The organism is Micromonospora sp. NPDC005087, from assembly GCF_042872965.1.
In the GTDB taxonomy this organism is placed as follows: Bacteria; Actinomycetota; Actinomycetes; order Mycobacteriales; family Micromonosporaceae; genus Micromonospora.
Genome location: NZ_JBIALB010000013.1, coordinates 36,068 through 59,902, shown reverse-complemented (window position 1 = coordinate 59,902; position 23,835 = coordinate 36,068). Strand labels below are relative to the sequence as shown.

The following is a 23,835-nucleotide window of genomic DNA, read 5'->3' as shown; positions in this document are numbered from 1 at the left end:
ACCGCCGCTACTCCGCTCGGTAGACGGAGATGTGGGCCGTGCTGTCCGCCTCGAACGGTCGCCGGTGCCAGTCGGCGTACCGCTCGGTGAGCCGGAGCCCGGCCTGCTGCGCCATCGCGTCGATCTGGTGCGGCCAGGCGTATCGCATCGCGAACGGCTTCAGGTGTACGCCGTCGCCGTCGAAGGTGATGGTCTGCCGGATGAACCGCTGCGCCGGCCGGTCGTACCGGTGCAGCCGGATCGTCGCGGAGTCCTCGGTCACGGCGCGGACCTGCACCTGCTCGTCCCGGTCGAAGCTGCGCGGGTCGGGCACGAACGCCTCGACGACGAACGCGCCGCCGGGCGACAGCACCCGGGCGACGTTGCGGAAGCAGTCCGCCTGCCGCTCGGCGTCCACCAGGTTGAACAGCGTGTTGAAGACCAGGTACGCCAGCTGGAACTGGCCCGGCACTCCTACGTCGGCCATGTCACCGACCACCACGGGGATCTGGTCGCCGCCGGGCTTGGCCCGCAGTTGCGCCATCATCTCCTCGGACGCCTCAACGCCCTGCACGCCGAGGCCACGCCCGGCGAGTGGCAGCGCGACCCGGCCGGTGCCGATCGCCAGTTCGAGGACCGGACCGCCGTTGGCCAGATCGGCCAGGAAATCCACGGCGGGCGCCGGGTCGGGGTTGGTGCCGTCGTCGTAGCCGGCGGCCCACAGCCGGCCGAAGAGGCCGGGATCGTCGAAGACCGACATTAGCGGCCTCCGGGGTTGGTGTCAGTGGCGCCCAGCAGCGCCGTGGTCAGGGGAACAGGTGTGCTCACGAAGTCTCGATTCCTCAGGTCGGATGACGTTCGGTCGGGGGGACTTCGCTGTGTCGGGCATGGCGGCTGCTCCCTTCGCGCGGCTGTCGAGTCAAGACAGCAGCGCCTGCCGGGCCCGGCAAGGCATTTACCTCAGCCGGGGCCACGGCAGACCGGGTTGGTCAGGAGATGTGGTGCAGGATCACGTTGTGCACGTGGTGGCTCTTCTGCGCGCCACGGAACTCCACCTCGTAGGTGTGCGTGCCGACGTGGATGGCGATCGCCCCGGTGGAGAAGAACGTGCCGCCCCAGGACTTGTTGCTGACCACGCTCACGCTGGTGATCTTCGAGTACGGGATGCTGGTGATCGCATGCCGCTTCCCGACGAACGAGCGGTCCTGGATGATCACGCGCCGGTCGGTCAGCCCGATGAATCCGGTGCCGGTGCCGACAGCGTCGTAGACGGCGATGATCTGCTCACCGTCGAGGAGTCCACTCTCGATCTGCTGGACCTGCTCCTTGCGGTCGTACGCGATGTTCGCCATGCGGACCAGGCTAGGCAACCGGCGCCAGCCGGCTGCTGTGGGCGACGACCAGGAACTCGCCGTCGCCCTGGCCGACGGGCTCACGGTGCCAGCCGCCGTGGATCCGGTCCACGGTGAAACCCGCGGCGGCCAGGGAGTCGCGGAGCTGCGCTTCGGAGCGGAAGCGCAGCGACGCCGAGCTGAGCAGTTCCGCGCCGTCGGCGAAGCGGTAGTGGTGGGTGAAGCTGACCGTGCCGTCGCCGTCCGGCAGCCTGATCAGCCGCCGGGCGTCAGCGCCCGGTGCCGTAGCCCAGGTCGAGGACCCGGGCGGCCGGGGTCTCGTCGACCACCGCCCGGAAGAAGTCGTCGTCCGGCCCCCACGCGCACTCGGCGTCGTAGACCTGGACCGGGCGGGGATGACCGAACTCGCCGTGTCTCATCGGTCCGCGTTGTTCGCGTCGGTCGCCGCGCGGACGAACTCCCGTACCCGGGTGGTGGTGTTGCTGGCCAGCCACACCGGGCCTCGCTCGATGGGTGGCGCGTCGTGGATCGGCACGTACGCCACGTCGGGGCGTGGGTAGTAGCGGCGGGTGTGCTCGCCCACCGGCAGCACGCCCCGGCCCATCGCCACCAGCGTCAGCATCTCGGAGAAGGTGTTCCCGGCGGGGCCCTTCGGCACCGGCCGGCCGGACGGGGTGCTCTCCGGGGTCCGGTCCCGCTTGAACTCCGCCGACGTCACCGACGGGTACTGCACCACGGGATGGTCGGCGAGCACCTCCAGCGACACGGACCGTTGCCGGGTGAGCGGGTGATCCGCGGCCACCGCCAGCATCCGGTCCTCGGACAGCAGCGCCGGGCCGTTGACCATCCCGTCGAACGGGTACGAGGCGATCAGCACGTCGGTCGAGCCGTCGAGCAGGCCGGACCGGGTGGTGGACAACTGCGCCTCGTGCACCTCCACCCGGCAGTCGGGGTGCCGTTCGGAGAACAGGGCCACCGCACGGAGCAGCACCGGCGCCGTCCACTCGCCGAGGAACGCCACCCGCAGCGTCCCGGTGACGCCCCGGCCGGCGTCGACCGCCCGGCGGACCGCCTCGTCGATCCCGGCCACGTGCGGGGCCAGGTCGTCGGCGAGTTGCCGCCCGATCGGGGTGAGCCGGACGACCCGACTGGTCCGGGCGAACAGCGGTGCCCCGATCTGGCGCTCCAGCTTCTTGATGACGTGACTGACCCTGCCGGTGCTGACCCGTAGTCGCTCGGCGGTCCGGCCGAAGTGCAGCTCCTCGGCGAGGGTCAGGAACGTCTCGACCTCGTACCGCTCCAGCACGTCGCTCCCACCGTTGACCTGTGGTCAACGATCGTAGCGGCAACCGGTCTTGGTCCGCGGCCCCCGTCGGCGGATCGTGAAGTCGGCAAGGAAACCCGCCCGATTGAGAGGCTGCGAGATGAGCATCGACGACTACCTGGCCGGCCTGGCCGGCCCGCTCCGCGAGATAGGGGAGAAGCTGACGCCCGTCATCGCGGACGCCCTGCCCGGGGCGACCGGCGCGATGTGGCACGGCCACCCGGTGTGGAGTCTGGGCGACCGGCCCGGTCAGCGCCCGGTCTGCCTGCTCAAGGGGTACGGGTCCTACGTCACCTTCGGGCTGTGGCGGGGGCAGGAGATCGCCGACCCCTCCGGGCGACTGGTGCCCGCCGCGCGGGCGATGGCGGTGGTGAAGCTGCACGGCGTCGCGGACATCGACCCGGCCCTGTTCACCGACTGGCTGCGTGCGGCGGCCGCGCTGGAGGAGGCGTGAGCGAGCGCAGCGAGCGAACCAGCAGGCACGGCAGCGCGGTGCGGGTAACCGGCTTCGACCACCTGGTGCTGACCGTCACGGACGTGGAGCGGGCCCTGGACTTCTATTGCGGCCGGCTCGGGTTCGCGCCGGTACGGGTCGATGAGTGGCGGGCCGGAACCGTCCCGTTCCCGTCGGTGCGGATCAGTCCCGAGAGCATCATCGACCTCGTCCGGGGCGACCCGCAGGGCACGAACGTCGATCACTTCTGCCTGGTGGTGGCGCCGCTGGACTGGGCGCAGGTGATCGACTCGGGCGTCTTCACGGTGCTGACCGGGCCGGTCAACCGGTTCGGCGCCCGCGGCTCGGCAACCTCGATCTACGTGCGGGACCCGGACGGCAACTCGGTGGAGCTGCGCTGGTATCCGCAGGACGCCCGCGCCGGTGCTTAACGGAAAATGCCTCGCAACGAGCGGTCAGGACTCGGTGACCGCGCGGTAGGCGTCTTCGATGCGGGCCGCCAGCAGGACCTCGCCCTCGGTCAACGGTTCGCCGTTACCGTGCCCGACCCGGATCTGGGTACTGTCTGACCGGCGGCTGATCTCGGGACGAAGACGCAGCGCGTCGGCGACGACCTTCACCCGTTCAGTCAGCGCCGCGTGTTGGGTATCGTCGATCTCCAGAGTCCGTCGGATCTGCTCGCCCTCACGCGTCCAACCCGATAGCAAGGTCAACGCGTCGGAAAGGTAGTCGTGCTTGGCCCGGCTGTTGAACAGCACGCGCATAACCGCACCCCCCAAGCGCCGTTGCCGGCTTGTGGCCAAATCGTCGCCATCCCGTGTCTTGTCGGTGCCCTCTAGTCTGTCGTCGCTCGGAAGGGGTGTCCACGCCCACACTTCCGTGTTCTGTTGGCCTAGCGGACGGCGACGGTACCCAAACCGCCGATTGATCTGGCACCCTGGACGCCCGTGCGGACCGAACGGGCTAATGGTGGCGGGCAGACCGAACGACGGGACCTGAAGGTGATCGTGGGAGCGGCGATCATCCGGGACGGGCGGGTGCTCGCCTGTGCCCGTTCCGCCCCGCCAGAGGTGGCGGGGATGTGGGAGTTTCCCGGTGGAAAGGTCGAGCCGGGGGAGGCCGAGATTGACGCGCTGGTCCGCGAGTGTGCGGAGGAACTGGCCGTACGCGTGGAGATCGGCGACCGGGTCGGCCGCAACGTGCGGATGGCGCACGGCCGCTCGGTGCTCAAGGTGTACGCCGCCCGGCTGCTGCACGACGATCAGCCGCAGGCCCTGGAGCACTCGGGGCTGCGCTGGCTCTCGGCCGACGAACTGGACTCGGTCACCTGGCTCCCCGCCGACGCCCCCATCGTGGCCGCCCTCCGCCCCCTGCTCGCGGATCCCCGGCCACCGAGCCGTTGATCATGAGGTTGGCGGGCTCGGGGAGCTCTGAAGCGCCCGCCAACCTCATGATCAACGCTGGAAATGGGGACGGGGGCTACCGGTTGTGCCGGTAGCCCCCGTTTTGGTGGTCTTTCAGTGCTTGTCGTCCTGCTCCGGGTGGGCGAAGTTGAGGTGCTCCGGAGGCAGCGGGAAGGTCACGTCGTCGCCGAACGGCGACGGCGCGGCGGCCCGGTCGAAGGTGAGCTCGGTCAGCGGCAGCCTGCCCCGGTCGTCGACCGCCGGCGCGGTCGGGTGTGGCACCTCCCGGTGCCAGTTGACGCCGCTCTGCGCCTGCACCTCAGCCTGCGGGTCGTGCGAACCACCCGCGTGCGAGTGCATGCCACCCTGGCTCGTACTCGGCGACGTCGCCGAGCCCTGACGGGCGGTGGTCACGCTGGTCTGGGGCGTCTCGCCCCGGCGGAAGATCTTGCTACCAAGCCACACAAGGGGATCGTACCTGCCGTCGACGACCCGCTCCTTCATGGGGATGATCCCGTTGTCAGTGATCTTGATGTGCTCGGGGCAAACCTCCGTGCAGCACTTGGTGATGTTGCAGAAGCCGAGGCCCTGTTCGGCCTGCGCGTAATCCTTGCGGTCGGTCCGGGTGTCCAACGGGTGCATGTCCAGCTCGGCCGCCCGGATGAAGTACCGAGGCCCGGAGAACGCCTGCTTGTTCTCGTCGTGGTCGCGGATCACGTGGCAGACGGTCTGGCACAGGAAGCACTCGATGCACTTGCGGAACTCCTGCGAGCGCTCGACGTCGACCTGCTGCATCCGGTAGTCGCCCGGAGCCACGTCCGCCGGCGGAGCGAACGCCGGCGTCTCCCGGGCCTTCTCGTAGTTGAACGAGACGTCGGTGACCAGGTCCCGGATCACCGGGAAGGTGCGCAGCGGGGTGACCGTGACGGTCTCCTCGTCCCCGAAGGTCGACATGCGGGTCATGCAGCCCAGCCGTGGCTTGCCGTTGATCTCCATCGAGCACGAGCCGCACTTGCCGGCCTTGCAGTTCCACCGGCACGCCAGGTCGGGCGCGTCGGTGGCCTGCAGGCGGTGGATGATGTCGAGGACGACCTCGCCCTCGTTCACCTCGACCATGTAGTCCTGCAGGTCACCGCCGGTCTCGTCGCCCCGCCAGATCCGGAACTGACGCTTCGCGCTCATCGGTTGTCCGCCTCTCCAGCGTCGGGGACGAGGGCGTCGATGTCAGCCAGCTCCTCGTCGGTGAGGTACTTGGCCAGCTCCGCCCGGTCGAAGAGGCCGAGCAGCTCCGGCCGCATCTTCGGCAGCGGCTTGCGGGTCAGCCGCACGGTGTCGCCGTCCAGCGCGCAGACCAGGTTGACCTGCCGCCACTTGGGCTCCATCGCCGGATAGTCCTCCCGGGTGTGCCCGCCGCGCGACTCCTGCCGCTCCAACGCCGCCTTCGCGGTGCACTCCGAGACCACCAGCATGTTGCGCAGGTCCAGTGCCAGGTGCCAGCCGGGGTTGTAGCGCCGGCCACCGGCCGCGCTCACCTTCGCCACGCGCTCGCGCAGCTCGGCCAGCCGGCCCAGAGCGTCGGCCAGCTCGCCCTCCCGCCGGATGATCCCGACCAGATCCCCCATGACCGCCTGGAGATCCTGCTGGAGGGTGTACGGGCTCTCGCCCGTGTCCCGCTGCAGCGGGGCCAGCGCGGTCTCCACCGCGGCCTCGACCGCGTCCACGGCCACCTTCGGCCGGGCATCCAGCCCGTCGGCGTAGCTGGCCGCGTGCCCACCCGCCCGCTTGCCGAAGACCAGCAGGTCGGACAGCGAGTTGCCGCCCAGCCGGTTGGAGCCGTGCATACCGCCGGAGACCTCACCGGCGGCGAAGAGCCCCCGAACGTGGCCGAAGGCGGCACCGGAGTCCGGGTCCACCTCGACACCACCCATCACGTAGTGGCAGGTCGGCCCGACCTCCATCGGCTCGGCGGTGATGTCGACGTCGGCCAGCTCCTTGAACTGGTGGTACATCGAAGGCAGCCGCCGGCGGATCTCGTCGGCCGAGCGCCGGCTGGCGATGTCCAGGAAGACGCCGCCGGCGGGGGAGCCCCGACCGGCCTTGACCTCGCTGTTGATCGCGCGGGCCACCTCGTCGCGGGGCAGCAGCTCCGGCGGACGCCGGTTGTTGTCCGGGTCGGTGTACCAGCGGTCCGCCTCCTCCTCGGTCTCCGCGTACTGCTTGCGGAAGACGTCCGGGACGTAGTCGAACATGAACCGCTTGCCGTCGGAGTTCTTCAGTACGCCGCCGTCGCCGCGTACCGATTCGGTGACCAGGATGCCCTTCACCGACGGCGGCCAGACCATGCCGGTCGGGTGGAACTGGAGGAACTCCATGTTGATCAGAGTCGCCCCGGCGCGCAGCGCCAGCGCGTGCCCGTCCCCGGTGTACTCCCAGGAGTTCGAGGTGACCTTGTAGGAGCGCCCGACGCCGCCGGTCGCCAGCACCACGGCCGGCGCCTCGAAGAGGACGAACTCCCCGGACTCCCGGTAGTAGCCGAACGCGCCGGCGACCCGGTCACCGTCCAGCAGCAGCTCGGTGATGGTGGTCTCGGAGAACACCTTGATCCGGGCGTCGTACGAGCCGAACTCCCGGTGGTCCTCCTGCTGGAGCGAGACGATCTTCTGCTGGAGGGTGCGGATCAGCTCCAGGCCGGTCCGGTCACCGACGTGCGCCAGCCGGGGGTACTCGTGGCCGCCGAAGTTGCGCTGGGAGATCTTGCCGTCCTTGGTGCGGTCGAAGAGCGCACCGTACGTCTCCAGCTCCCAGATCCGCTGCGGCGACTCCTTCGCGTGCAGCTCGGCCATCCGGAAGTTGTTGAGGAACTTGCCGCCGCGCATGGTGTCGCGGAAGTGCACCTGCCAGCTGTCCCGGCTGTTCACGTTCCCCATCGCGGCGGCCGCGCCGCCCTCGGCCATCACCGTGTGCGCCTTGCCGAAGAGCGACTTGGAGATGATCGCGGTCTTCTTGCCGGCGAGCCGGGCCTCGATCGCCGCCCGCAGGCCGGCGCCGCCGGCCCCGATCACGACGACGTCGTAGTGGTGTCGTTCGATTCGCGTGGTAGTGGTCATGTCGGGGGCCCTTTAGTTGATGAACCGCAGGTCGGGGAACCAGTCCGCGGCGATCGCCATGATGTAGAAGTCCGTCAGCGCGAGCGTGCCGAGGGTGATCCAGGCGAGCTGCATGTGCCGGACGTTCAACGCCGAGATGAAGGTCCAGGCCCGATAGCGCACCGGGTGCTTGGAGAAGTGCTTGAGCCGGCCGCCGATGATGTGCCGGCAGGAGTGGCAGGAGATGGTGTACGCCCAGAGCATCACCACGTTGACCAGCAGGACGATGTTGCCCAGACCGAAGCCGAAGCCCTTCGGCGAGTGGAAGGCGAGGATCGCGTCCCAGGTGTTGATCAGCGAGATGATCACGGCGGCGTAGAAGAAGTAGCGGTGCAGGTTCTGACCGAGCAGCGGGAAGCGGGTCTCACCGCCGTACTCCTTGTGACCGTCCGGCACGGCGCAGGCCGGCGGGGACAGCCAGAACGACCGGTAGTACGCCTTGCGGTAGTAGTAGCAGGTGAGCCGGAACAGCAGCAGGAACGGCAGGGTCAGCGCCGCGTCCGGAATGATCCACCAGCCGGGCAGGAACCGGCCGAAGTGCGAGGCGCCCTCCACACACCGCTCGGTGACGCAGGGGGAGTAGAACGGGGTCAGGTAGTGGAACTCGTCGACCCAGTAGTAGTCGTGCATGAAGACCCGGACCGTCGCGTACGCGATCCAGGCGCTCAGCCCGATCACGGTGATCAGCGGGGCGAACCACCAGCGGTCGGTACGCAACGTCTTCGCCGCGATGGCGGCGCGCGCCCGCGCTCCCCGCGGCCTCGTTGCCGTTGATGTCATTCGAGTCGTCTCCTCGACGGGCCCGTACGGGCGGGCTGATCTTCTCCGGTCGGCACGCGGACCGGCGAACCCGCACCCGCTGCCACGTCATGCGCACACCAACAACCACGCCGGATCGACCGGCGCAGCTAAGTGACACACGTTACGCCGATCTTTGCGAGCCGTCCCCGCAAGGGACCGTCCCGTGTGTCCGACCTGCGGAAAAGCCCTGGTAAGCCGGTCAATGGCGCGGTGTTAAGAACGTCACTGTCCCGCCCCGCCCGCTCAGCCGGAGGCACCCCCGGTGAAGTGCCACGACGCCAGTCGCACCGGTGGCGCCGCCCACCAGGCACCGTCCACCCGGTCCGGTTGGCGTACCGGCCGCGCGCCCAGCCCGAGCACCGCGCCCGGCCCGAGCGCCCGCGGGTACGACTCGGTGAACCGCAGATCGCGGACCGCCCGCACCACCGTGCCGTCCTCGACCAGCCAGACGCCGTTGCGGGTCAACCCGGTGACGACGAGGCTCTTCGGGTCGAGCACCCGCGTGTACCAGAGGTCGGTGACCAGCAGCCCCCGACGTACGCCGGCGACCAGCGCCGCGGTGTCCGAGTCGACGACGGCGCCGGCCGCCGCGCCGGTGGTGCTCCGGCCCACCGGGCTGGCGGGGCCGGCCACCGCGCCGGACAGGCGCAGGTTGCGGGCCATCGGGCCCCAGGTGGCACCGCCCGCGACCGCGTGCCCGGTGGACTCCGCGCCCGCCTCGACGGCGGTGCGCCGGTCGTGTGCCACCGCCCGGGTGGTGCCCGCCTCGACCAGGGTCAGCGCCCGCCGGCCGGTGCCCTCGGCGTCGAACGGCAGCCCCGACGCACTGAGCGGGTCGTCCACCAGGGTCACCGTCCGGTCGAACTGGTCCGCCCCCGGCTCGGCGAAGGACTGCCGCTCGGCGTACCGCTTGCCGTTGAAGCCGTACCAGGAGAGGTTCTGCAGCAGGTCCGCCACGGCGGCCGGTTCGAACACCACCTCGTAGTGCCCCGGTGGCAGCTCGATCGGGTCGGCCGCGGCCTGGGCCTTGGCAGCGGCACGTCCACCCAGCTCGGCGCCGTCGATGTCGGACAGCCGGTCGGCGCACTGCCGGGCCACCCCGTCCGCGCCGGCCTGGCGGGCGATGCCGTCCATCGCCGCCTCCACCGAGCGGCCGTGCGCGGTGTGCCCCGCCGAGTTGGCGTACGCCGACGATCGGTGCGCGGTGCGGCAGTAGCCCGCCGTGGTGAGACCCCCGGCGGCGGCCACGAACGCGCGGACCCGGTCGGCCCGCTGATCCGGCTCGGCGTGCGCGGTGGCCTCGTCGACGGGCGGGGCGAGCGGCGCGGGCGTGGGCGGGGCCAGCCCCGGCCAGCCCGGGTCGGGCGGGCAGAGCCGCGCCGCGGCCAGGGTGCGCTCGACCAGCGCGCGCAACCCGTCGGCGGTGACGACGCTGCCGCTGCCGGCGGCGGTCCGCCCGTCGACGTGCACCCGTAGCCGGATTCCGACGGTCGACTCGGCGACGTTCTGGTGGATGGCCGAGTTGGCGAACCGGGTCAGCGCCAGATCGGCGCGGGTCACCACCGCCTCGGCCTGCGCGGCCGGGCCGCCGAGACGCCGGACCAGCTCGATGACCTGCGCGGCAAGCTCCAGCTCCGTCGGCCCGCTCATGCCGACACCCCCACCCGGACGTTGCGGAAGCGGGCGGGCGCGGCCGGATGGCCGGTGTGCCCGGTCTGGCCGGGCTGGCCCTTGCCGCAGTTGGGCGTCCCCCAGGGCACCGTCTCGCCGGAGAGCATGTCCATCGAGCGCCAGAAGAGCGGGCCGATCCCGGTGTAGGTGGGGTTGCGCAGCATCCGCCCGCGCCGACCCTTCTTGATCTCCCAGCCGACCTCGCAGCCGAACTGGAAGTTGAGGCGCTTGTCGTCGATCGACCAGGATCGGTTGAGGTCCATCAGCACCCCGTCGTCGGTGGCCGCGATGATCTCGTCCAGCGTGTGCGGGCCCGGTTCGAGGCCCACGTTGGTCATTCGCACCATCGGCAGCCGGGCCCACCCGTCGGCGCGTACGCTGCCGCCGTAGTCCAGGCTGGCCATGGCGGCCGAGTCCCGGCCGGCGAGCACACCCACCCACCGCCCGTCGCGGACCGCGTCCCGCTTGACCGCCGGGGAGCCCTCGTCGTCGAAGCCGAAGCTGCCCAGCGCGCCGGGGATGGTCGGGTCGATGGTGATGTTCATCAGTTCGGAGCCGTAGCGCAGCGAGCCGAGCTGGGCCAGGTCCAGCCAGGACGTGCCGGCGAACGCGGCCTCCCAGCCGAGGATCCGGTCCAGCTCGATGGCGTGCCCGACCGACTCGTGGATCTGCAGGGCCAACTGCTCGCCGCCGAGGATCAGATCCGTCTCGCCGGCGGGGCAGGGCGGTGCGGTGAGCAGCGCCCGGGACTCCTCGGCGATCTGCGCGGCGCGGGCGGCCAGGTCGAGCGACTCGACCAGCTCCCAACCGGTGGTGCCGTACTGCCCCCGGTAGCTGGGCCAGGAGCGACGCTGCGTCTCGCCGTCACCGATCGAGGTGGCCGAGATGCCGCCGCCGCACTCGCGGATCCGCTGGTCGATCCGGTGGCCCTCGCTGGAGACGAACCACTTGGCGGTGTCCCAGATCTGGTACAGCCCCTCGGCCAGGTCGGCGCCGTGCTCGGCCATCGTGCGGGTCGCGCCGACCAGCAGGTCGCCCTTGTCCGACAGGGGCACCCCGAGCGGATCGATCTGGCAGCCCGAGGCCCAGCTCGCGGTGACCGCCTCGACCGGCACCAGGTCGACCGGCGGGCCGGGCACCCGCGCGCTCGCCGTGGCGATCCGAGCCGCGCGCCGGCCGGCGTCGCGGGCGGCGGCATCCGAGAGATCGGGTACGGCATGGAAGCCCCAGCTCGCCCCGACCAGCGCGCGGACGCCGATCCCGATGCTCTCGTCCTGGGTCAGCTCCTCCACGTCGCCGTTGCGCGCGGTCATCGACTCGTAGCGGCGGTGCATCACCCGGGCGTCGGCGTATCGGGCGCCCGCGTCGAGGGCGGCCTGGACGGCGGCGGTGGCCGCGTCGAACTCGGTCATGCGACCGACCCTAGGCCAGCCGACCGACGCCCGTCAGGGGAGCAGATCCTCCGGCCGGATGGTGGCCCGCACGGGCTCCGTCAGCTCCAACACCTCGCCGGCCTTGGTCGTCGACCGCTGCACGTAGTGGGAGTTCTGCCGTTGATAGAGGTGCATCGTCAGGGTCTCCTGCTCGACGAGCAGGTACCACTCGATCCCGGCGGCGGCGTAGACGTGCGGCTTCAGCACCCGGTCAATGATCGCGGTGTGTGGCGCGGCGATCTCTCCGACCAGGAGGACGGCGCTGGCCGGCACGCAGGCTGCGGTGAAGTCGAGCTCCGCCGTCACCACCAGGTCGGGATTGAGGATCCGCCTCGCGTCCAGCCTCAGGTTGATCACCGATAGCAGGGTGCGATCTGCGGCGGCACACCCGGATTTCAAGGCTGTTGCCAGGGCACCGACGATCACCTGGTGGATGACGGTCGGCGGTGGTCCGATGAGCAGTCCGCCGTCGAGGAGTTCGATTCGGCAGGCCGTCTCACCGAGGGCGAGGTAGTCCGGTTCGGTCCAGGGCAGCGGGTGGTCGGCAATTCCCGTGGGTAGCACCTGCCAAGTGCAGCTGAGGTGGCGTCACCGAGGTCGCACCTGAGGTGCGAGCACGGCATGAATGGCCATGGATGGCGAGGTGAGGGGTGTTCAGGCCGATGCCGACTCGTTACGCTCGGGCCCGCTGACAGGTGCCGACTTTGTAGCTTATTTTCACCCTCGGGACTTTCCTGTAAGTTCTCTTCGTCACTGAGGGAGGCGGCCGTGGACAGCTCGGATCCGGCGCCGTCCGGGGAACCGGACGACCGTCCCACCGTGCCGGTGCAGCGCTCCGACCAGGACGCCTACCTGCGGGTGACCGACCTGCGGGTCCGGTTCGACACCGAGGACGGCGTGGTGCGCGCGGTCGACGGGGTGTCGTTCGCCGTCGAGCGGGGTCGCACCCTCGGCATCGTCGGCGAGTCCGGCTCCGGCAAGAGCGTCACCTCGCTGGCCATCCTCGGCCTGCACGATCCCAAGCGGACGACCATCACCGGCGAGATTTCGGTCGGCGGCCGGCAGGTGGTGGGCCTCGGAGACGAGGAGGTACGCCGGCTGCGCGGCCGCGACATGGCGATGATCTTCCAGGACCCGCTCTCCGCGCTGCACCCGTACTACACCGTGGGCCGGCAGATCGCCGAGGCGTACCGGGTGCACCACCCGAAGGCCAGCCGGCGAGAGGCCCGCCAGCGGGCGGTGGACATGCTGGACCGGGTCGGCATCCCACAGCCGGCGCGTCGCTTCGACCAGTACCCGCACGAGTTCTCCGGCGGCATGCGCCAGCGGGCGATGATCGCCATGGCGCTGGTCAACGACCCGGCCCTGCTGATCGCCGACGAGCCGACCACCGCGCTGGACGTCACCGTGCAGGCGCAGATCCTGGACCTGCTCGCCGACCTCCAGGCCGAGTTCCACTCCGCGATCATCCTGATCACCCACGACCTCGGCGTGGTCGGCCAGGTCGCCGACGAGGTGCTGGTGATGTACGGCGGTCGCGCCGTGGAGCGCGGCAGCGTCGAGCAGGTGCTCCGCTCGCCGCAGCACCCGTACACCTGGGGGTTGCTCTCCAGCGTGCCGTCGCTGCACGGCGACGCGGACGCGGACCTGCTGCCGATCCAGGGCAACCCGCCCAGCCTCATCAACCTGCCGCCCGGCTGCGCCTTCCACCCGCGCTGCCGTTACGCGGACCGCCCCGGGGACCGGGCCCGCACCGAGGTGCCCGAGCTGCGCCCCGCGGGCGCAACCGGCTCAGCCGGCGCGGACGGCCACCTGGTCGCCTGCCACCTGACCGCCGAGGAGCGCAGCACGCTCTACGCCGAGGACGTCGCATCCGTGGGGGTGGCCCGATGACCGATCAGCCGCTGCTGCGGGTACGCGGCCTGACCAAGCACTTCCCGGTACGCCAGGGGCTGCGCGCCACCGGTCTGGTGCAGGCGGTGGACGGGCTCGACTTCGACGTGCGCCCGGGCGAGACGCTCGGCCTGGTGGGGGAGTCCGGCTGCGGCAAGACCACCACCGGTCGAATGTTGGTGCGGTTGCTGGAGCCGACCGCCGGCAGCATCGAGTTCGATGGACGGGACATCACGCACGCCGGCCGGCGCGAGCTGCGCCCGCTGCGCCAGGACCTTCAGATCATCTTCCAGGACCCGTACGCCTCCCTGAACCCCCGGCACACCGTGGGCCGGATCGTGGCGATGCCCCTGCAGGTCAACGGGATCAAGCCGCCGGGTGGGATCAAGGCCCGCGTGCAGGAGCTGCTGGAGCTGGTCGGGTTGAACCCGGAGCACTACAACCGGTACCCGCACGAGTTCTCCGGTGGCCAGCGCCAGCGCATCGGCATCGCCCGTGCGCTGGCCCTGCGGCCCAAGCTGATCGTCGCCGACGAGCCGGTCTCGGCGCTGGACGTCTCGATCCAGGCGCAGGTGGTCAACCTGCTGCGGGACCTGCAACGGGACCTGGGCCTGGCGTTCGTGTTCATCGCCCACGACCTGGCCGTGGTCCGGCACTTCTGTCAGCGGGTCGCGGTGATGTACCTGGGGCGGATTGTGGAGATCGGCGACCGGGCGGACATCTACGAGCGTCCGCAGCACCCGTACACCCGGGCGCTGCTCTCGGCGATCCCGGACGTCACCCGGCTCGGCCCGGGGGGCCGGATCCGGTTGACCGGCGACGTGCCCACCCCGCTCGACCCGCCGTCGGGCTGCCGGTTCCGCACCCGCTGCTGGAAGGCGCAGGACATCTGCGCCACCGAGGAGCCGGCGCTGGTGCCGCGCGACGGCGGCGACCAGGCCACCGCGTGTCACTTCCCGGAAGCGGGAGGGGCCCCCGCAGGGGAGGCCGCCGACGCGATCGTCGAGGAGGTGTCGCCGTGAGCCTGTCCCCGGTGGAGGGTGTGGCGCTGGCCGAGATCGAGTCCGGCACGGGCGCGGGCGGTCCGGAGGTCAAGGGTGTGGTCGGCCGCTCGCCCGGCCAGCTCGCCTGGCTCCGGCTGCGCCGCGACCGTACGGCCATCGTCAGCGGCGCGCTGCTGATCTTCTTCGTTCTGCTGGCGCTCGCCGCCCCGCTGGTCGAGATGGTCTACGGGGTCGGCCCCCGTGACCAGTTCCAGAAGCTGTTGGACAACTTCGGCATGCCGTTGGGCTACGCCGGCGGTGTCACCGGGGACCACTGGTTCGGTCTGGAGCCGGGGCTGGGCCGGGACATCTTCATCCGGTTGATCTATGGGCTGCGGACCTCGCTCTTCATCGCGTTCGCCGCGGCCCTGATCACCGCGACGATCGGCATCGTGCTCGGCGCCCTCGCCGGCTACCTGGGCGGCTGGCTCGACGCGGTCATCAACTGGATCACCGACCTGACCCTGGCCATGCCGTTCCTGATCATCGCGCTGGCGCTCACCCCCACCCTGACGCTGCGCTTCTACGGCGAGCGGGGGCAGGTGTCGGCGGCCTTCGGGGTGGGCGTGCTGATCGCCGTATTCGCCATCTTCGGCTGGACCAGTACGGCCCGACTGGTGCGTGGGCAGGTGATCGCGCTGCGCGAGCGGGAGTTCGTGGAGGCGGCCAAGGCCAGCGGCGCCGGGCTCGGGCACATGCTCTTCCGGCAGTTGCTGCCGAACATCTGGGCGCCGATCCTGGTCTCGTTCTCGCTGGCGGTGCCGCAGTTCATCACCAGCGAGGCAGCGCTCTCGTTCATCGGCGTCGGCCTCAGCGACGAGACCCCGAGCTTCGGCCGGATGATCTACGACAGTCTGGACTTCCTCCAGACCGACCCGGCGTACGTGTTCTTCCCGGGCATCACGATCTTCGCGCTGGTGTTCGCCTTCAACCTTTTCGGCGACGCGTTGCGTGACGCGCTCGACCCGAAGTCGTCCCGGTAGGGGTTTTCCATGGCGCGATTTCTGATCAAGCGGCTCTTCTCCGCCACGCTGACCCTCTTCGCGGTCAGCGTGCTGACCTTCCTGATGTTCTTCGCCCTGCCGCGTGACCCGGTCACCGGCATGTGCCCGAAGAACTGCAACCCGGAGCGGCTGGAGCGGGTCCGGACCGAGTTGGGCCTGAACGACCCGCTGATCAGCCAGTACGCCGGCTACATGAAGGGCATCGTGGCCGGACGGGACCTGGGCAGCGCCCAGGGCGGCCGGTGTGACGCGCCCTGCCTGGGCTGGTCGTACGTCACCAACGAGGCGGTCTCGGACACCATCGCCCGGGTGCTGCCGGTGACGCTGAGCATCGTGATCCCGGCGGCCATCCTCTGGCTGCTGCTCGGGGTTGGTCTGGGCATGGTCTCCGCGCTGCGCCGGGGCACCTGGCTGGACCGGCTGGCGATCGGCTTCTCCCTGACCGGCGCCTCGTTGCAGCTCTACTTCGTGGGCGCGGTGCTGCTGCTGGTGTTCGTCTACAACCTGCGGCTGCTGCCGGTGCCCAGCTACACCTCGATCTTCGACAGTCCGGGGAAGTGGGCCAGTGGGCTGGTGCTGGCCTGGGTCGCGCTGGCCTTCCTGTTCTCGGCCATCTACGCCCGGCTGTCCCGAGCGCAGATGCTGGAGACGTTGTCGGAGGACTTCGTCCGCACCGCGCGGGCCAAGGGCCTGGCGAAACCCAAGGTGTACGGGCGGCACGCGCTGCGCGCGGCGATCACCCCGGTGGTGACGATCGCCGGCCTGGACGTCGGTGGCGCGCTCGGTGGCACCGTCATCACCGAGACGACCTTCGGCATCCAGGGGCTGGGGCGTACCGCGGTGGATGCGGTGCGCTCGGGCGACCTGCCCACCATCATGGCCACCGTGCTGATCGCGGCCGTCTTCGTGGTGCTGGCGAACGTGCTGGTGGATCTGCTCTACGCGGCCATCGACCCGCGGGTCCGGCTGCACTGAACCCGGCCGTCGATCTGGGTGTCCACCACCCGGATGGCGGCGAAATTTATCGACAACTGTTACACAATTCGTAGGTTTTCTTCTTTACGATCCTCGAGACGTCGGCGGTTCTCGCCCCGACGGACCGCACGGCACATTGATGAAGGAGGTACTTCATGCGACCACGCGTGGCGGCCGCCGTAGGCGGCGCGATCGCTCTGGTTGTGGCATTGGGTGCGTGCTCGGAGAACACGGGCGAGGGCACCACGGTGGACACCGAGCGGAAGCAGACCGGGGTCATCGCGACCGACCCCAAGGACTCCCAGGGCCCGGCGGCCGAGGTGAGCGGCGCCCAGAAGGGCGGCACGTTCACCATCATCCGCGAGACGCCGATCTCCCACCTGGACCCGCAGCGGACGTACTCGTTCGCCGGTCTGATGGCGAACCCGCTCTTCGCTCGCTACCTGACCACCTGGAAGGACGACGGCAAGGGCGGCCTCGTTCTCGTCGGTGACCTCGCCGAGACGCCGGGCACCAATGTCAACAAGGACTGCAAGGTCTGGGAATTCAAGATCAAGGACGGGGTGAAGTTCGAGGACGGCCGCCCGATCACCTCCAAGGAGATCGCGTACGGCATCGCCCGCTCCTTCGACCCGGACCTCTCCGGTGGCCCGACCTACATTCAGGAGTGGCTGGCCGACACCGCCCAGTTCGACACCAAGTGGGACTTCAAGAAGAACAAGACGTCGCTGCCGCCCGGGCTGACCACGCCGGACGAGAAGACGCTGCGCTTCGAGTTCGCCAAGCCCCGCTGTGACCTGCCGTTCGCGGTCTCGCTGCCGACCACCGCGCCGCTGCCTCCGGACAAGGACACCGGCGTCAACCTGGACCAGAAGCCGTTCTCCTCCGGTCCCTACAAGATCGCCAAGAACCAGACCGGCGTACAGCTCACCCTGGACCGCAATCCCAACTGGGACCCGGCCACCGACGCGGTGCGCCACCAGTACCCGGACCAGTTCGTGTGGAGCTTCGGCCCGACCGCGGACGCCGCCAACAACCGGGTGATCGCCGACAACGGGGCCGACCAGAGCGCGCTGGCCTGGAACTACGTGCCGGCCTCGCTGGTCGCCAAGGTGGCCGGGGACGCGGCGCTGAAGTCCCGCACCATCCTCTCCCCGACGCCGAGCACCAACCAGCTCCTGATCAACAACCAGCGGGTCACCGACCTGAAGGTCCGCCAGGCGCTCAACTACGCCATCGACCGGGAGGGCCTGATCAAGGCGATGGGCGGGCAGACCATCGCCGCGCCGCTGACCACGCTGATGCCGCCAGCCACGATCGGCTTCAAGGCGTACGACGCGTACCCGGCCGGTGCGAACGGCAACGTCGACAAGGCCAAGGAGCTGCTCGGCGGAAAGACGCCGGAGCTGGTCCTCGGCGTCGCCGACAACTCGACGGAGCAGCAGCAGGGCGCCCAGCTCAAGGCCAACCTGGAGCGGGCCGGCTTCAAGATCACGCTTCGCAACATCCCGGACGACGCGAAGCTCGACGAGGTCAAGAAGAAGAACAACCCCTGGGACCTGTACATCGGCAACTGGGCGGCGGACTGGCCGAGCGGCGCGTCGATCCTGCCGGTGCTCTACGACGGCCGCACCATCAAGGCCGAGGGCAACAGCAACAGCGCGTACTTCAACGACCCGGCGGTCAACACCGAGATCGACCGGATCCTCGCGCTCGAGCCGGGCGCTCAGGGGCCTGAGTGGGCCAAGCTCGATGAGCGGATCATGAAGGAGCAGGCCCCGGTGGTGCCGCTCTTCGTCGACGTGGCCTACGCGGTGCACGGGTCCAAGGCGGGTGGCGTCTTCATCTCCAGCGTCTTCGGCTACCCGTCGTTTGTCGACGCGCACGTCAAGCCGTAAGTCACATCGCAGGCAGGCAGGGTCCCCTCCCGACAGCGTCGTCGGAAGGGGGCCCTTGCCGTTCACACCGAACAGGTGCCCCAACGACGATCACCCAGCTCGCTATCGCCCTCGGGGTTTTCTGAACACGACAGTTCACAGCAGGTGGGTACGGAGGAAATCGAGTTCCAGAGGGAGCAGGCGCTCCGCGGTGCCGTTCGCGGCCATGTGGGTGGCGCCGGTCAGCGGCAGCACGGCGTGCGGCCGGCCGGTGTTCAGCAGGGCCGCGGAGAGCCGGAGCGTGTGCGCGGCCACCACGTTGTCGTCGGCCAGGCCGTGCACCAGCAGCAACGGCCGGGCCTGGTCTGGACCGGTGACCGGCTCGGCGGCCAGCTCGACCAGCGAGTGGTGCGCGTAGATGTCCGCCCCGTCCTCCGGCATCCCGAGGTAGCGCTCGGTGTACGCGGTGTCGTACAACGCCCAGTCGGTCACCGGAGCGCCGGCGATCCCGCACCGGAACAGCTCCGGGTGGCGTAGCACCGCCAGCCCGGCCAGCCAGCCCCCGAACGACCAGCCGCGCACCCCCACCCGGCCCAGGTCCAGGTCGGGGTGCTTGCCGGCGAGCGCGGTCAGCGCGTCGATCTGGTCGGTCAGGATCACGTCGGCCACCCGCCGGTGGATCGCCTTCTCGAACGACGGGGCCACTCCCGGCGTACCCCGGTTGTCGATGGTGACCACCGCGAACCCGGCGTCGGCCCACCACTGCCGTTCCAGCCAGGCGGCCCGGGCGGCCACGACCTCCTGGTGCCCCGGACCGCCGTAGACGTCCAGCAGCACGGGCAACCGCCGGCCCGTCACGTGGTTGTCCGGGTAGAGCACCGCCGCCGGCAGCCGCCGGTCGGTCACCCGTTCCAGCAGCGGCAGTGGCGAATACGGAGGGGTGGCGGCCAGCGACCGCAGCTCGGCCAACTCCTGGTCGCCGCGGCGGACCGTCCACCGCACCCCGGCGTGGTCCAGCGAGGCGACCCCGACGACCAGCACGTCCCCGCCGACGGCGGCGGTGTGCCAGCCGGAGTCGGTGGTGAGCCGGCGGGCGTCCACCCCGCCGCCGATGGTGGTGCGGACCCGGAACAGGTGCCGCTCGCTCGGCTCGCCGTCACTCGCCTCGACCAGCAGGTCGGCCGGGCCGGTGCCGGCGGGGAGCCGGCCCACCACCCGCCGCACGTACAGCGACGGCGGGGTGAGCAGGGTGCCGTCGGCGAACAGGCACCGCGCGTCGTACCCGTCGTGGGCCAGCTCGCCACCGACCAGCACCCGGCCGTCCGGCAGGTGCGCCGGTGTGCCGGCGATCGGCTCGACCCAGCGCGGATCAGCCAGTTCGGCGTGCACCTGCGTCTCACCGGTCCTGGGGTCCACCGCGAGCACCAGGCCGTGCTGCTGCGAGCGGCGCAGCACGGTGATCAGCGGGCTGCCCTCGGCCCAGCTGACCCCGGTCAGGTACGGGTAGGTCTCCCGGTCCCAGTGCACGTCGACCCAGCCGTCGTCCAGGTCCAGCAGGTGCAGGCTGACCTCCGCGTTCGGCCCACCGGCCCGGGGGTACGCGACGGCGGTCGGCGGGCTCGCCGGATCGGCCGGGTCGTGCAGGTGCCAGCGGTCCAGTCGGGACTCGTCGACCCGGGCCGCGAGCACCGAGCCGCCGTCCGGCGCCCACCAGTAGCCCCGGAACCGCCCGAACTCCTCGGCCGCGATGTGCTCGGCCAGCCCCCAGCTCACACCGGCGTCCTCGCCGGCCAGCAGGGTGTCGGTGCCGTCGGCGTCGATCAGCCGGAGCTCGCCCCGGCGGATTCCCTCGGCCGCGTCGGTCACGTACGCCAGCCGCTGCCCGGTCGGGTCCGGCCGTGGGTCCAGCACCGGGCCGACGGTGGCCACCTCCACCACGTCGCCGTGCACCAGGTCGGCCCGGAACAGCCGGCCGGCGAGCGCGAACACCGCCACCCGACCGGCGGCGTCCAGGGCGTACGAGCCGATGCCGGCGGCGCTGAGCCGCAGCCGCTCGCGTAGCGCGCGCTCACCGGGGGAGAGCGCCCCGGCGTCGCCGTCGGCGCCCAGCAGGGTGGCCGGGTCGGCGACCAGCCGCTCCTCGGCGGTGGCCACATCGAGCAGCCAGAGCGCGTCCGCCGGATCCTCCGGGCCGCCGGAGCGCAGGAAGATCACCCGGGAGCCGTCCTCGGCCACGGAGACAGCACGCGGCGCGCCGTGGCTGAACCGGCGGGTGCGGGCGGCCAGCTCCGGAAAGTCCACAGGCCAAATCGTAGAGCCGCGCCGGGCGTGATGTGGCCGACCTGGGCGGACGCGTCTACGGCCGCGGGCCGGAACCGCCGGTTAGAGTGACCGTCGTGACGATGCTGCCCGACCGCCGCCTGCTGCTGGTCCACGCGCACCCCGACGACGAGTCGATCGGCACCGGCTCGACGATGGCCCACTACGCCGCCAACGGCGCCCACGTCACGCTGGTGACCTGCACCCTCGGCGAGGAGGGCGAGATCCACGTGCCGGAGCTGGCCCAGCTCGCCGCCGCCGGGGCCGACCAGCTCGGCGGGTACCGGATCGGTGAGCTGGCCGCCGCGTGCGCCGCGCTCGGCGTCACCGACCACCGCTTCCTCGGCGGCGCCGGCCGCTACCGCGACTCGGGAATGATGGGGCTCGCGACCAACGAGCACCTTCGCGCCTTCTGGCAGGCCGACCTGGACGAGGCCGCCGGGCACCTGGTGGAGATTCTGCGGGAGGTCCGCCCGCAGGTGCTCATCACGTACGACCCGAACGGCTTCTACGGCCACCCCGACCACATCCAGGCGCACCGGGTGGCGATGCGCGCCGTCGAGCTGGCCGCCGCCGAGGGCTGCGCCCCCGCCAAGGTCTACTGGACGGCCATGCCGCGCAGCGTGCTGGAGGCCGGAATGACGCACTTCGCCGAATCCTCGGACAACCCGTTCGCCGGCATCCAGGACATCGCCGACCTGCCCTTCGGCACCCCGGACGACCAGATCGCCGCCCGGATCGACGCGACGGAGCAGCACACCGTGAAGGAGGCCGCGATGCGGGCGCACGCCACGCAGATCCCGGCCACCTCCTGGCTCTACTCGATCGCCGGCAACTTCGGCGGCGAGTTCATGGGCGTGGAGTTCTTCACGCTCGCGGTCGGCGAGAAGGGCCCCGGCGCCGGCCGGTACGGCTGGGAGGACGACCTCTTCGCCGGGCTGTCCGAGGAGGGCGCCCCGGGCCGGCTCCCGGTCGTCGCGGCCGGTCTCCGGTGACCCTGCCCGTCGCCCCGATGTCGGTCGTGCAAGGCCAGGACGCTCCGCCTCCGGCGGGGCCGCCCCCGCGCCTGCTGGACCTGGGCCTGCGGTTGGCCGGCGCGATCGTCGTGGTGGTGGCCGGGGTGCTGACCGGGGTGCTGGAGCTGTTGTTCTCCACGGTCCGGGTCGGGGGGCAGCTGATCGGCGTGTCGGCGCTGCTCGCCGTCGGGGCCAACATCGCGCTGAGCTGGTTCGCGTACGAGGTGGTCGGCCGCCGGTGGGCGGTGGCGCTGCCCGCGGTGCCGTGGTTCGTGCTGATGGCGGTGGCCGCCGTCCGGACCAGCGAGGGCGACCTGCTGCTGGCTGGCGACAACTGGGTCGGCCTGGCCATGATCGTCGCCGGGGCGATGACCTTCGCGGTGATGGGGTTCCGGCAGATCCTCGCCGCTCCGCCCGCACTGGGCGGCTGATGACGCCACCCAGGTACGGGTGGTAGATATCTCTGCCAGAGATGCGTGCCCCTCGACGGGGCGTACAGCAGGAGGTCGTGCGGTGGACGGACGGTGGCGTGACGTCGGAGTGCTCGCGGGAGCGCTGTTCGCGGTCAACGTGGTGGCCCGGCTGATCATCCGGTTCGGCTTCGACGGTGACGACACCGCCGCCGACCGGGTGTCGCTGGCGATGTTCGCGGTGATCGGGCTGATCCTGGCCGTGGTCGCCTTCCGGTGGGCTCGCCGCCGGCCGCTGGCTGACTGGGCGGCCGACATGGCCCTCGTGGTGCTGGTCGCGATGGCGCTGACCGTGCTGGTCGGGCCCCTGCTGATCGCTCACAACCCGTTCGCCGGCGGTGCGGCGACGTTCTTCGCCCAGATCTGGCTCTACCTGCTGGCCGCCGGCGCCGGAGTGGTGGTCGGCTACCTGGTCCTCACCGCGCTCGGGCGGGACTACCGCTCCCAGCAGCTCAAGCGGTACGCCGAGGTCAAGGCCGCCAAGCCGCGCCGGGTCGTCCGCCGCTGACCCGTCCGGGCAGGCGGTCCGGATGGGGCGGTCCGCGTCCGGCGGCGGCGGTGATCGACTCGACTTCGCGGAAGTCGGGGGGTCCGGCCGAAGCGGACGGCCCGACTTCCGGGAACCCGAGTTGATCACGTCCGGGGTGGGCGCCGGCTCAGTGCGGAGCGACCCGGGTCAGGTAGGTGTGGTGGGTCGTGAAGCCGAGCCGCCGATAGAGCGCCACCGCGGCGGTGTTGTGCTGCTCCACCTGGAGGAAGGCGTGCGTGGCCCCGGCCGAGCCGCCCCAGTCGGCCAGCGCCGCGATCACCGTCCGCGCCAGCCCCTGACGGCGCGCCTCCGGCAGCACCTCGATCAGGCTCAACCCGAGCCAGCGGCCCTGCCCGGTCACCGTGCCCCGGCCGATGGCCACCAGCGTGCCGTCCGCGTACACGTGGGCGAAGCGGACCTGGTCCACGGCGGTGAGCACGTGCCGGGCGGCGTCCGGCAGGCCACCCTTGCGCCCGGCGGCGATCGCCAGCCACGCCGTGGACGGCGCGGCCACCAGGTCGACGTCGGCTCCGGCGGCTGCTGATCCGGCCCCGGGGTCGAGGTCGACCAGCGGGAGCGGCGCGGTCTGCACCAGCGTGGGCGGGCGGCTGCCCCAGCCGCGGGTGTCCAGCTCGGCGCCGACCGGCGCGGCGAGCGGCAGCGGGGTGTTGATCAGCGCCGGTCGGCCCTGCTCGGCGTACCAGCGCTCGACCGCGTCCACCGCCGCCGGCAGCGTCCGGTCCGGGTCGCCGATCGGCAGCGCGGAGTTGGCCCGTCCGGTCCAGCCGTCGGCGGCCCGGAGCAGCCAGTCGCCGAGCCGACCCCGCGTCGGTGCCGGCCAGGCCTCGTCGGCGGCCCGTTCGAGGGCCACCACCGCGGCGGCGGTCGGTCGGCGGGTCGGCGGCACCCGCTTGGCCCGGTGCACCTGCGCCACCGGGACCCGCAGCTGACCCTGCGCGGTGGCCAGCGTGAGATGAGTCTCGCTCAGCTCCACCAGCTCGCCGAGGGCGTCCGAGAAGAGCGGCCGGCCTTCGCGAATCCCCACAATCCGGCGGACCACGATCCGGTGTCCCACATCCTGCTGTCGGAGCACGATCGACCCCCTCCCCGGCGAGATACTAGGCTCTAACCGTCGCGGGAGATCGC

24 protein-coding genes are annotated in these 23,835 nt (G+C 71.1%); 11 read left to right on the top strand and 13 right to left on the bottom strand.

Annotated features, from left to right (window positions below):
• Positions 1-7: 7 nt before the first annotated feature.
• The 4 genes from ACFYPS_RS26130 to ACFYPS_RS26115 all read right to left on the bottom strand — a co-directional run bounded on the left by ACFYPS_RS26130 (position 8) and on the right by ACFYPS_RS26115 (position 2,637).
• The gene (locus ACFYPS_RS26130; protein WP_354963678.1) at positions 8-739 is read right to left on the bottom strand and encodes a class I SAM-dependent methyltransferase; all 732 of its coding nucleotides are present in this window, start codon (positions 737-739) and stop codon (positions 8-10) included.
• 229 nt (positions 740-968) lie between these two features.
• Positions 969-1,331, bottom strand: coding sequence for a PH domain-containing protein (locus tag ACFYPS_RS26125; protein ID WP_007464929.1), 363 nt, complete (start codon positions 1,329-1,331; stop codon positions 969-971).
• Positions 1,332-1,600: 269 nt separating this feature from the next.
• The gene (locus tag ACFYPS_RS26120) at positions 1,601-1,750 is read right to left on the bottom strand and encodes a hypothetical protein (protein ID WP_387327720.1); all 150 of its coding nucleotides are present in this window, start codon (positions 1,748-1,750) and stop codon (positions 1,601-1,603) included.
• The gene (locus tag ACFYPS_RS26115; RefSeq protein ID WP_354963680.1) at positions 1,747-2,637 is read right to left on the bottom strand and encodes a LysR family transcriptional regulator; all 891 of its coding nucleotides are present in this window, start codon (positions 2,635-2,637) and stop codon (positions 1,747-1,749) included. Before ACFYPS_RS26115 ends, ACFYPS_RS26120 begins: the two co-directional genes overlap by 4 nt.
• A 118-nt stretch (positions 2,638-2,755) precedes the next feature.
• Here ACFYPS_RS26115 and ACFYPS_RS26110 point away from each other — a divergent pair, with 118 nt between their 5' ends.
• Both ACFYPS_RS26110 and ACFYPS_RS26105 read left to right on the top strand, forming a co-directional pair.
• On the top strand, positions 2,756-3,109 hold the full coding sequence (locus ACFYPS_RS26110; RefSeq protein ID WP_354963681.1) for a DUF1801 domain-containing protein: 354 nt from the start codon (positions 2,756-2,758) through the stop codon (positions 3,107-3,109).
• Positions 3,106-3,540: a VOC family protein gene (locus ACFYPS_RS26105; RefSeq protein WP_354963682.1), complete on the top strand. Its 435-nt coding sequence runs from the start codon at positions 3,106-3,108 to the stop codon at positions 3,538-3,540. The genes ACFYPS_RS26110 and ACFYPS_RS26105 overlap by 4 nt, the downstream gene beginning before the upstream one ends.
• Before the next feature lie 24 nt (positions 3,541-3,564).
• Here the strand turns inward: ACFYPS_RS26105 and ACFYPS_RS26100 are convergent, their stop codons facing one another.
• Positions 3,565-3,873 carry a 4a-hydroxytetrahydrobiopterin dehydratase gene (locus tag ACFYPS_RS26100; RefSeq protein WP_089019073.1) on the bottom strand — a complete coding sequence of 103 codons (309 nt, stop codon included), beginning with the start codon at positions 3,871-3,873 and terminating at the stop codon, positions 3,565-3,567.
• A gap of 183 nt (positions 3,874-4,056) precedes the next feature.
• On the opposite strand from ACFYPS_RS26100, the gene ACFYPS_RS26095 reads away from it, so the two are divergent.
• Entirely contained in the window at positions 4,057-4,512 is a 456-nt protein-coding gene (locus tag ACFYPS_RS26095; RefSeq protein WP_354963683.1) for a (deoxy)nucleoside triphosphate pyrophosphohydrolase, read from the top strand.
• A 114-nt stretch (positions 4,513-4,626) separates the two neighbouring features.
• Here the strand turns inward: ACFYPS_RS26095 and ACFYPS_RS26090 are convergent, their stop codons facing one another.
• The 6 genes from ACFYPS_RS26090 to ACFYPS_RS26065 form a co-directional block, all read right to left on the bottom strand.
• Positions 4,627-5,694, bottom strand: a complete 1,068-nt coding sequence (locus ACFYPS_RS26090; RefSeq protein ID WP_354963684.1) for a succinate dehydrogenase/fumarate reductase iron-sulfur subunit — start codon at positions 5,692-5,694, stop codon at positions 4,627-4,629.
• Positions 5,691-7,619, bottom strand: coding sequence for a fumarate reductase/succinate dehydrogenase flavoprotein subunit (locus ACFYPS_RS26085; RefSeq protein WP_354963685.1), 1,929 nt, complete (start codon positions 7,617-7,619; stop codon positions 5,691-5,693). Before ACFYPS_RS26085 ends, ACFYPS_RS26090 begins: the two co-directional genes overlap by 4 nt.
• A 12-nt stretch (positions 7,620-7,631) precedes the next feature.
• The gene (locus tag ACFYPS_RS26080) at positions 7,632-8,438 is read right to left on the bottom strand and encodes a hypothetical protein (RefSeq protein ID WP_354963686.1); all 807 of its coding nucleotides are present in this window, start codon (positions 8,436-8,438) and stop codon (positions 7,632-7,634) included.
• Between the two features lie 264 nt (positions 8,439-8,702).
• A complete protein-coding gene (locus tag ACFYPS_RS26075) occupies positions 8,703-10,109 on the bottom strand; it encodes a metallopeptidase TldD-related protein (RefSeq protein ID WP_354963687.1) in 1,407 nt (468 codons plus the stop codon).
• Positions 10,106-11,542 (bottom strand): TldD/PmbA family protein, encoded by a 1,437-nt coding sequence (locus tag ACFYPS_RS26070; RefSeq protein ID WP_387327715.1) that lies wholly within the window; start codon positions 11,540-11,542, stop codon positions 10,106-10,108. The genes ACFYPS_RS26075 and ACFYPS_RS26070 overlap by 4 nt, the downstream gene beginning before the upstream one ends.
• Positions 11,543-11,575: 33 nt before the next feature.
• Positions 11,576-12,127: a Uma2 family endonuclease gene (locus ACFYPS_RS26065; protein WP_354963689.1), complete on the bottom strand. Its 552-nt coding sequence runs from the start codon at positions 12,125-12,127 to the stop codon at positions 11,576-11,578.
• 255 nt (positions 12,128-12,382) lie between these two features.
• Between ACFYPS_RS26065 and ACFYPS_RS26060 the strand changes: the two genes are divergently transcribed.
• From ACFYPS_RS26060 to ACFYPS_RS26040, 5 genes are all read left to right on the top strand, one after another.
• Positions 12,383-13,456, top strand: coding sequence for an ABC transporter ATP-binding protein (locus tag ACFYPS_RS26060; protein WP_354964001.1), 1,074 nt, complete (start codon positions 12,383-12,385; stop codon positions 13,454-13,456).
• Positions 13,453-14,478 (top strand): dipeptide ABC transporter ATP-binding protein, encoded by a 1,026-nt coding sequence (locus ACFYPS_RS26055; RefSeq protein ID WP_354963690.1) that lies wholly within the window; start codon positions 13,453-13,455, stop codon positions 14,476-14,478. Before ACFYPS_RS26060 ends, ACFYPS_RS26055 begins: the two co-directional genes overlap by 4 nt.
• Positions 14,475-15,482, top strand: a complete 1,008-nt coding sequence (locus ACFYPS_RS26050) for an ABC transporter permease (protein WP_354963691.1) — start codon at positions 14,475-14,477, stop codon at positions 15,480-15,482. The genes ACFYPS_RS26055 and ACFYPS_RS26050 overlap by 4 nt, the downstream gene beginning before the upstream one ends.
• Positions 15,483-15,491: 9 nt before the next feature.
• Positions 15,492-16,478, top strand: a complete 987-nt coding sequence (locus ACFYPS_RS26045) for an ABC transporter permease (protein ID WP_354963692.1) — start codon at positions 15,492-15,494, stop codon at positions 16,476-16,478.
• A gap of 155 nt (positions 16,479-16,633) precedes the next feature.
• Positions 16,634-18,376 carry an ABC transporter substrate-binding protein gene (locus tag ACFYPS_RS26040; protein ID WP_354963693.1) on the top strand — a complete coding sequence of 581 codons (1,743 nt, stop codon included), beginning with the start codon at positions 16,634-16,636 and terminating at the stop codon, positions 18,374-18,376.
• Positions 18,377-18,511: 135 nt separating this feature from the next.
• On the opposite strand, the gene ACFYPS_RS26035 is transcribed toward ACFYPS_RS26040, so the two are convergent.
• Entirely contained in the window at positions 18,512-20,656 is a 2,145-nt protein-coding gene (locus ACFYPS_RS26035; protein ID WP_387327711.1) for a prolyl oligopeptidase family serine peptidase, read from the bottom strand.
• Between the two features lie 86 nt (positions 20,657-20,742).
• On the opposite strand from ACFYPS_RS26035, the gene mshB reads away from it, so the two are divergent.
• The 3 genes from mshB to ACFYPS_RS26020 all read left to right on the top strand — a co-directional run bounded on the left by mshB (position 20,743) and on the right by ACFYPS_RS26020 (position 22,668).
• Entirely contained in the window at positions 20,743-21,669 is a 927-nt protein-coding gene (gene mshB, locus ACFYPS_RS26030; RefSeq protein WP_354963695.1) for an N-acetyl-1-D-myo-inositol-2-amino-2-deoxy-alpha-D-glucopyranoside deacetylase, read from the top strand.
• A gap of 17 nt (positions 21,670-21,686) precedes the next feature.
• The gene (locus ACFYPS_RS26025; protein WP_354963696.1) at positions 21,687-22,121 is read left to right on the top strand and encodes a hypothetical protein; all 435 of its coding nucleotides are present in this window, start codon (positions 21,687-21,689) and stop codon (positions 22,119-22,121) included.
• A gap of 82 nt (positions 22,122-22,203) precedes the next feature.
• Complete coding sequence (locus ACFYPS_RS26020) at positions 22,204-22,668, top strand: hypothetical protein (RefSeq protein ID WP_387327709.1); 465 nt, start codon at positions 22,204-22,206, stop codon at positions 22,666-22,668.
• A 148-nt stretch (positions 22,669-22,816) separates the two neighbouring features.
• On the opposite strand, the gene ACFYPS_RS26015 is transcribed toward ACFYPS_RS26020, so the two are convergent.
• The gene (locus tag ACFYPS_RS26015) at positions 22,817-23,782 is read right to left on the bottom strand and encodes a GNAT family N-acetyltransferase (RefSeq protein ID WP_387327706.1); all 966 of its coding nucleotides are present in this window, start codon (positions 23,780-23,782) and stop codon (positions 22,817-22,819) included.
• Between the last annotated feature and the right edge of the window lie 53 nt (positions 23,783-23,835).

Excerpts from the sequence above, each read along its gene's own strand:
- ACFYPS_RS26130 (WP_354963678.1), bottom strand. The coding sequence starts at position 739 with ATGTCGGTCTTCGACGATCCCGGCCTCTTCGGCCGGCTGTGGGCCGCC.
- ACFYPS_RS26125 (WP_007464929.1), bottom strand. The coding sequence starts at position 1,331 with ATGGCGAACATCGCGTACGACCGCAAGGAGCAGGTCCAGCAGATCGAG.
- ACFYPS_RS26120 (WP_387327720.1), bottom strand. The coding sequence starts at position 1,750 with ATGAGACACGGCGAGTTCGGTCATCCCCGCCCGGTCCAGGTCTACGAC.
- ACFYPS_RS26110 (WP_354963681.1), top strand. The coding sequence starts at position 2,756 with ATGAGCATCGACGACTACCTGGCCGGCCTGGCCGGCCCGCTCCGCGAG.
- ACFYPS_RS26100 (WP_089019073.1), bottom strand. The coding sequence starts at position 3,873 with ATGCGCGTGCTGTTCAACAGCCGGGCCAAGCACGACTACCTTTCCGAC.
- ACFYPS_RS26090 (WP_354963684.1), bottom strand. The coding sequence starts at position 5,694 with ATGAGCGCGAAGCGTCAGTTCCGGATCTGGCGGGGCGACGAGACCGGC.
- ACFYPS_RS26085 (WP_354963685.1), bottom strand. The coding sequence starts at position 7,619 with ATGACCACTACCACGCGAATCGAACGACACCACTACGACGTCGTCGTG.
- ACFYPS_RS26080 (WP_354963686.1), bottom strand. The coding sequence starts at position 8,438 with ATGACATCAACGGCAACGAGGCCGCGGGGAGCGCGGGCGCGCGCCGCC.
- ACFYPS_RS26075 (WP_354963687.1), bottom strand. The coding sequence starts at position 10,109 with ATGAGCGGGCCGACGGAGCTGGAGCTTGCCGCGCAGGTCATCGAGCTG.
- ACFYPS_RS26070 (WP_387327715.1), bottom strand. The coding sequence starts at position 11,542 with ATGACCGAGTTCGACGCGGCCACCGCCGCCGTCCAGGCCGCCCTCGAC.
- ACFYPS_RS26055 (WP_354963690.1), top strand. The coding sequence starts at position 13,453 with ATGACCGATCAGCCGCTGCTGCGGGTACGCGGCCTGACCAAGCACTTC.
- ACFYPS_RS26045 (WP_354963692.1), top strand. The coding sequence starts at position 15,492 with ATGGCGCGATTTCTGATCAAGCGGCTCTTCTCCGCCACGCTGACCCTC.
- ACFYPS_RS26040 (WP_354963693.1), top strand. The coding sequence starts at position 16,634 with ATGCGACCACGCGTGGCGGCCGCCGTAGGCGGCGCGATCGCTCTGGTT.
- ACFYPS_RS26025 (WP_354963696.1), top strand. The coding sequence starts at position 21,687 with ATGTCGGTCGTGCAAGGCCAGGACGCTCCGCCTCCGGCGGGGCCGCCC.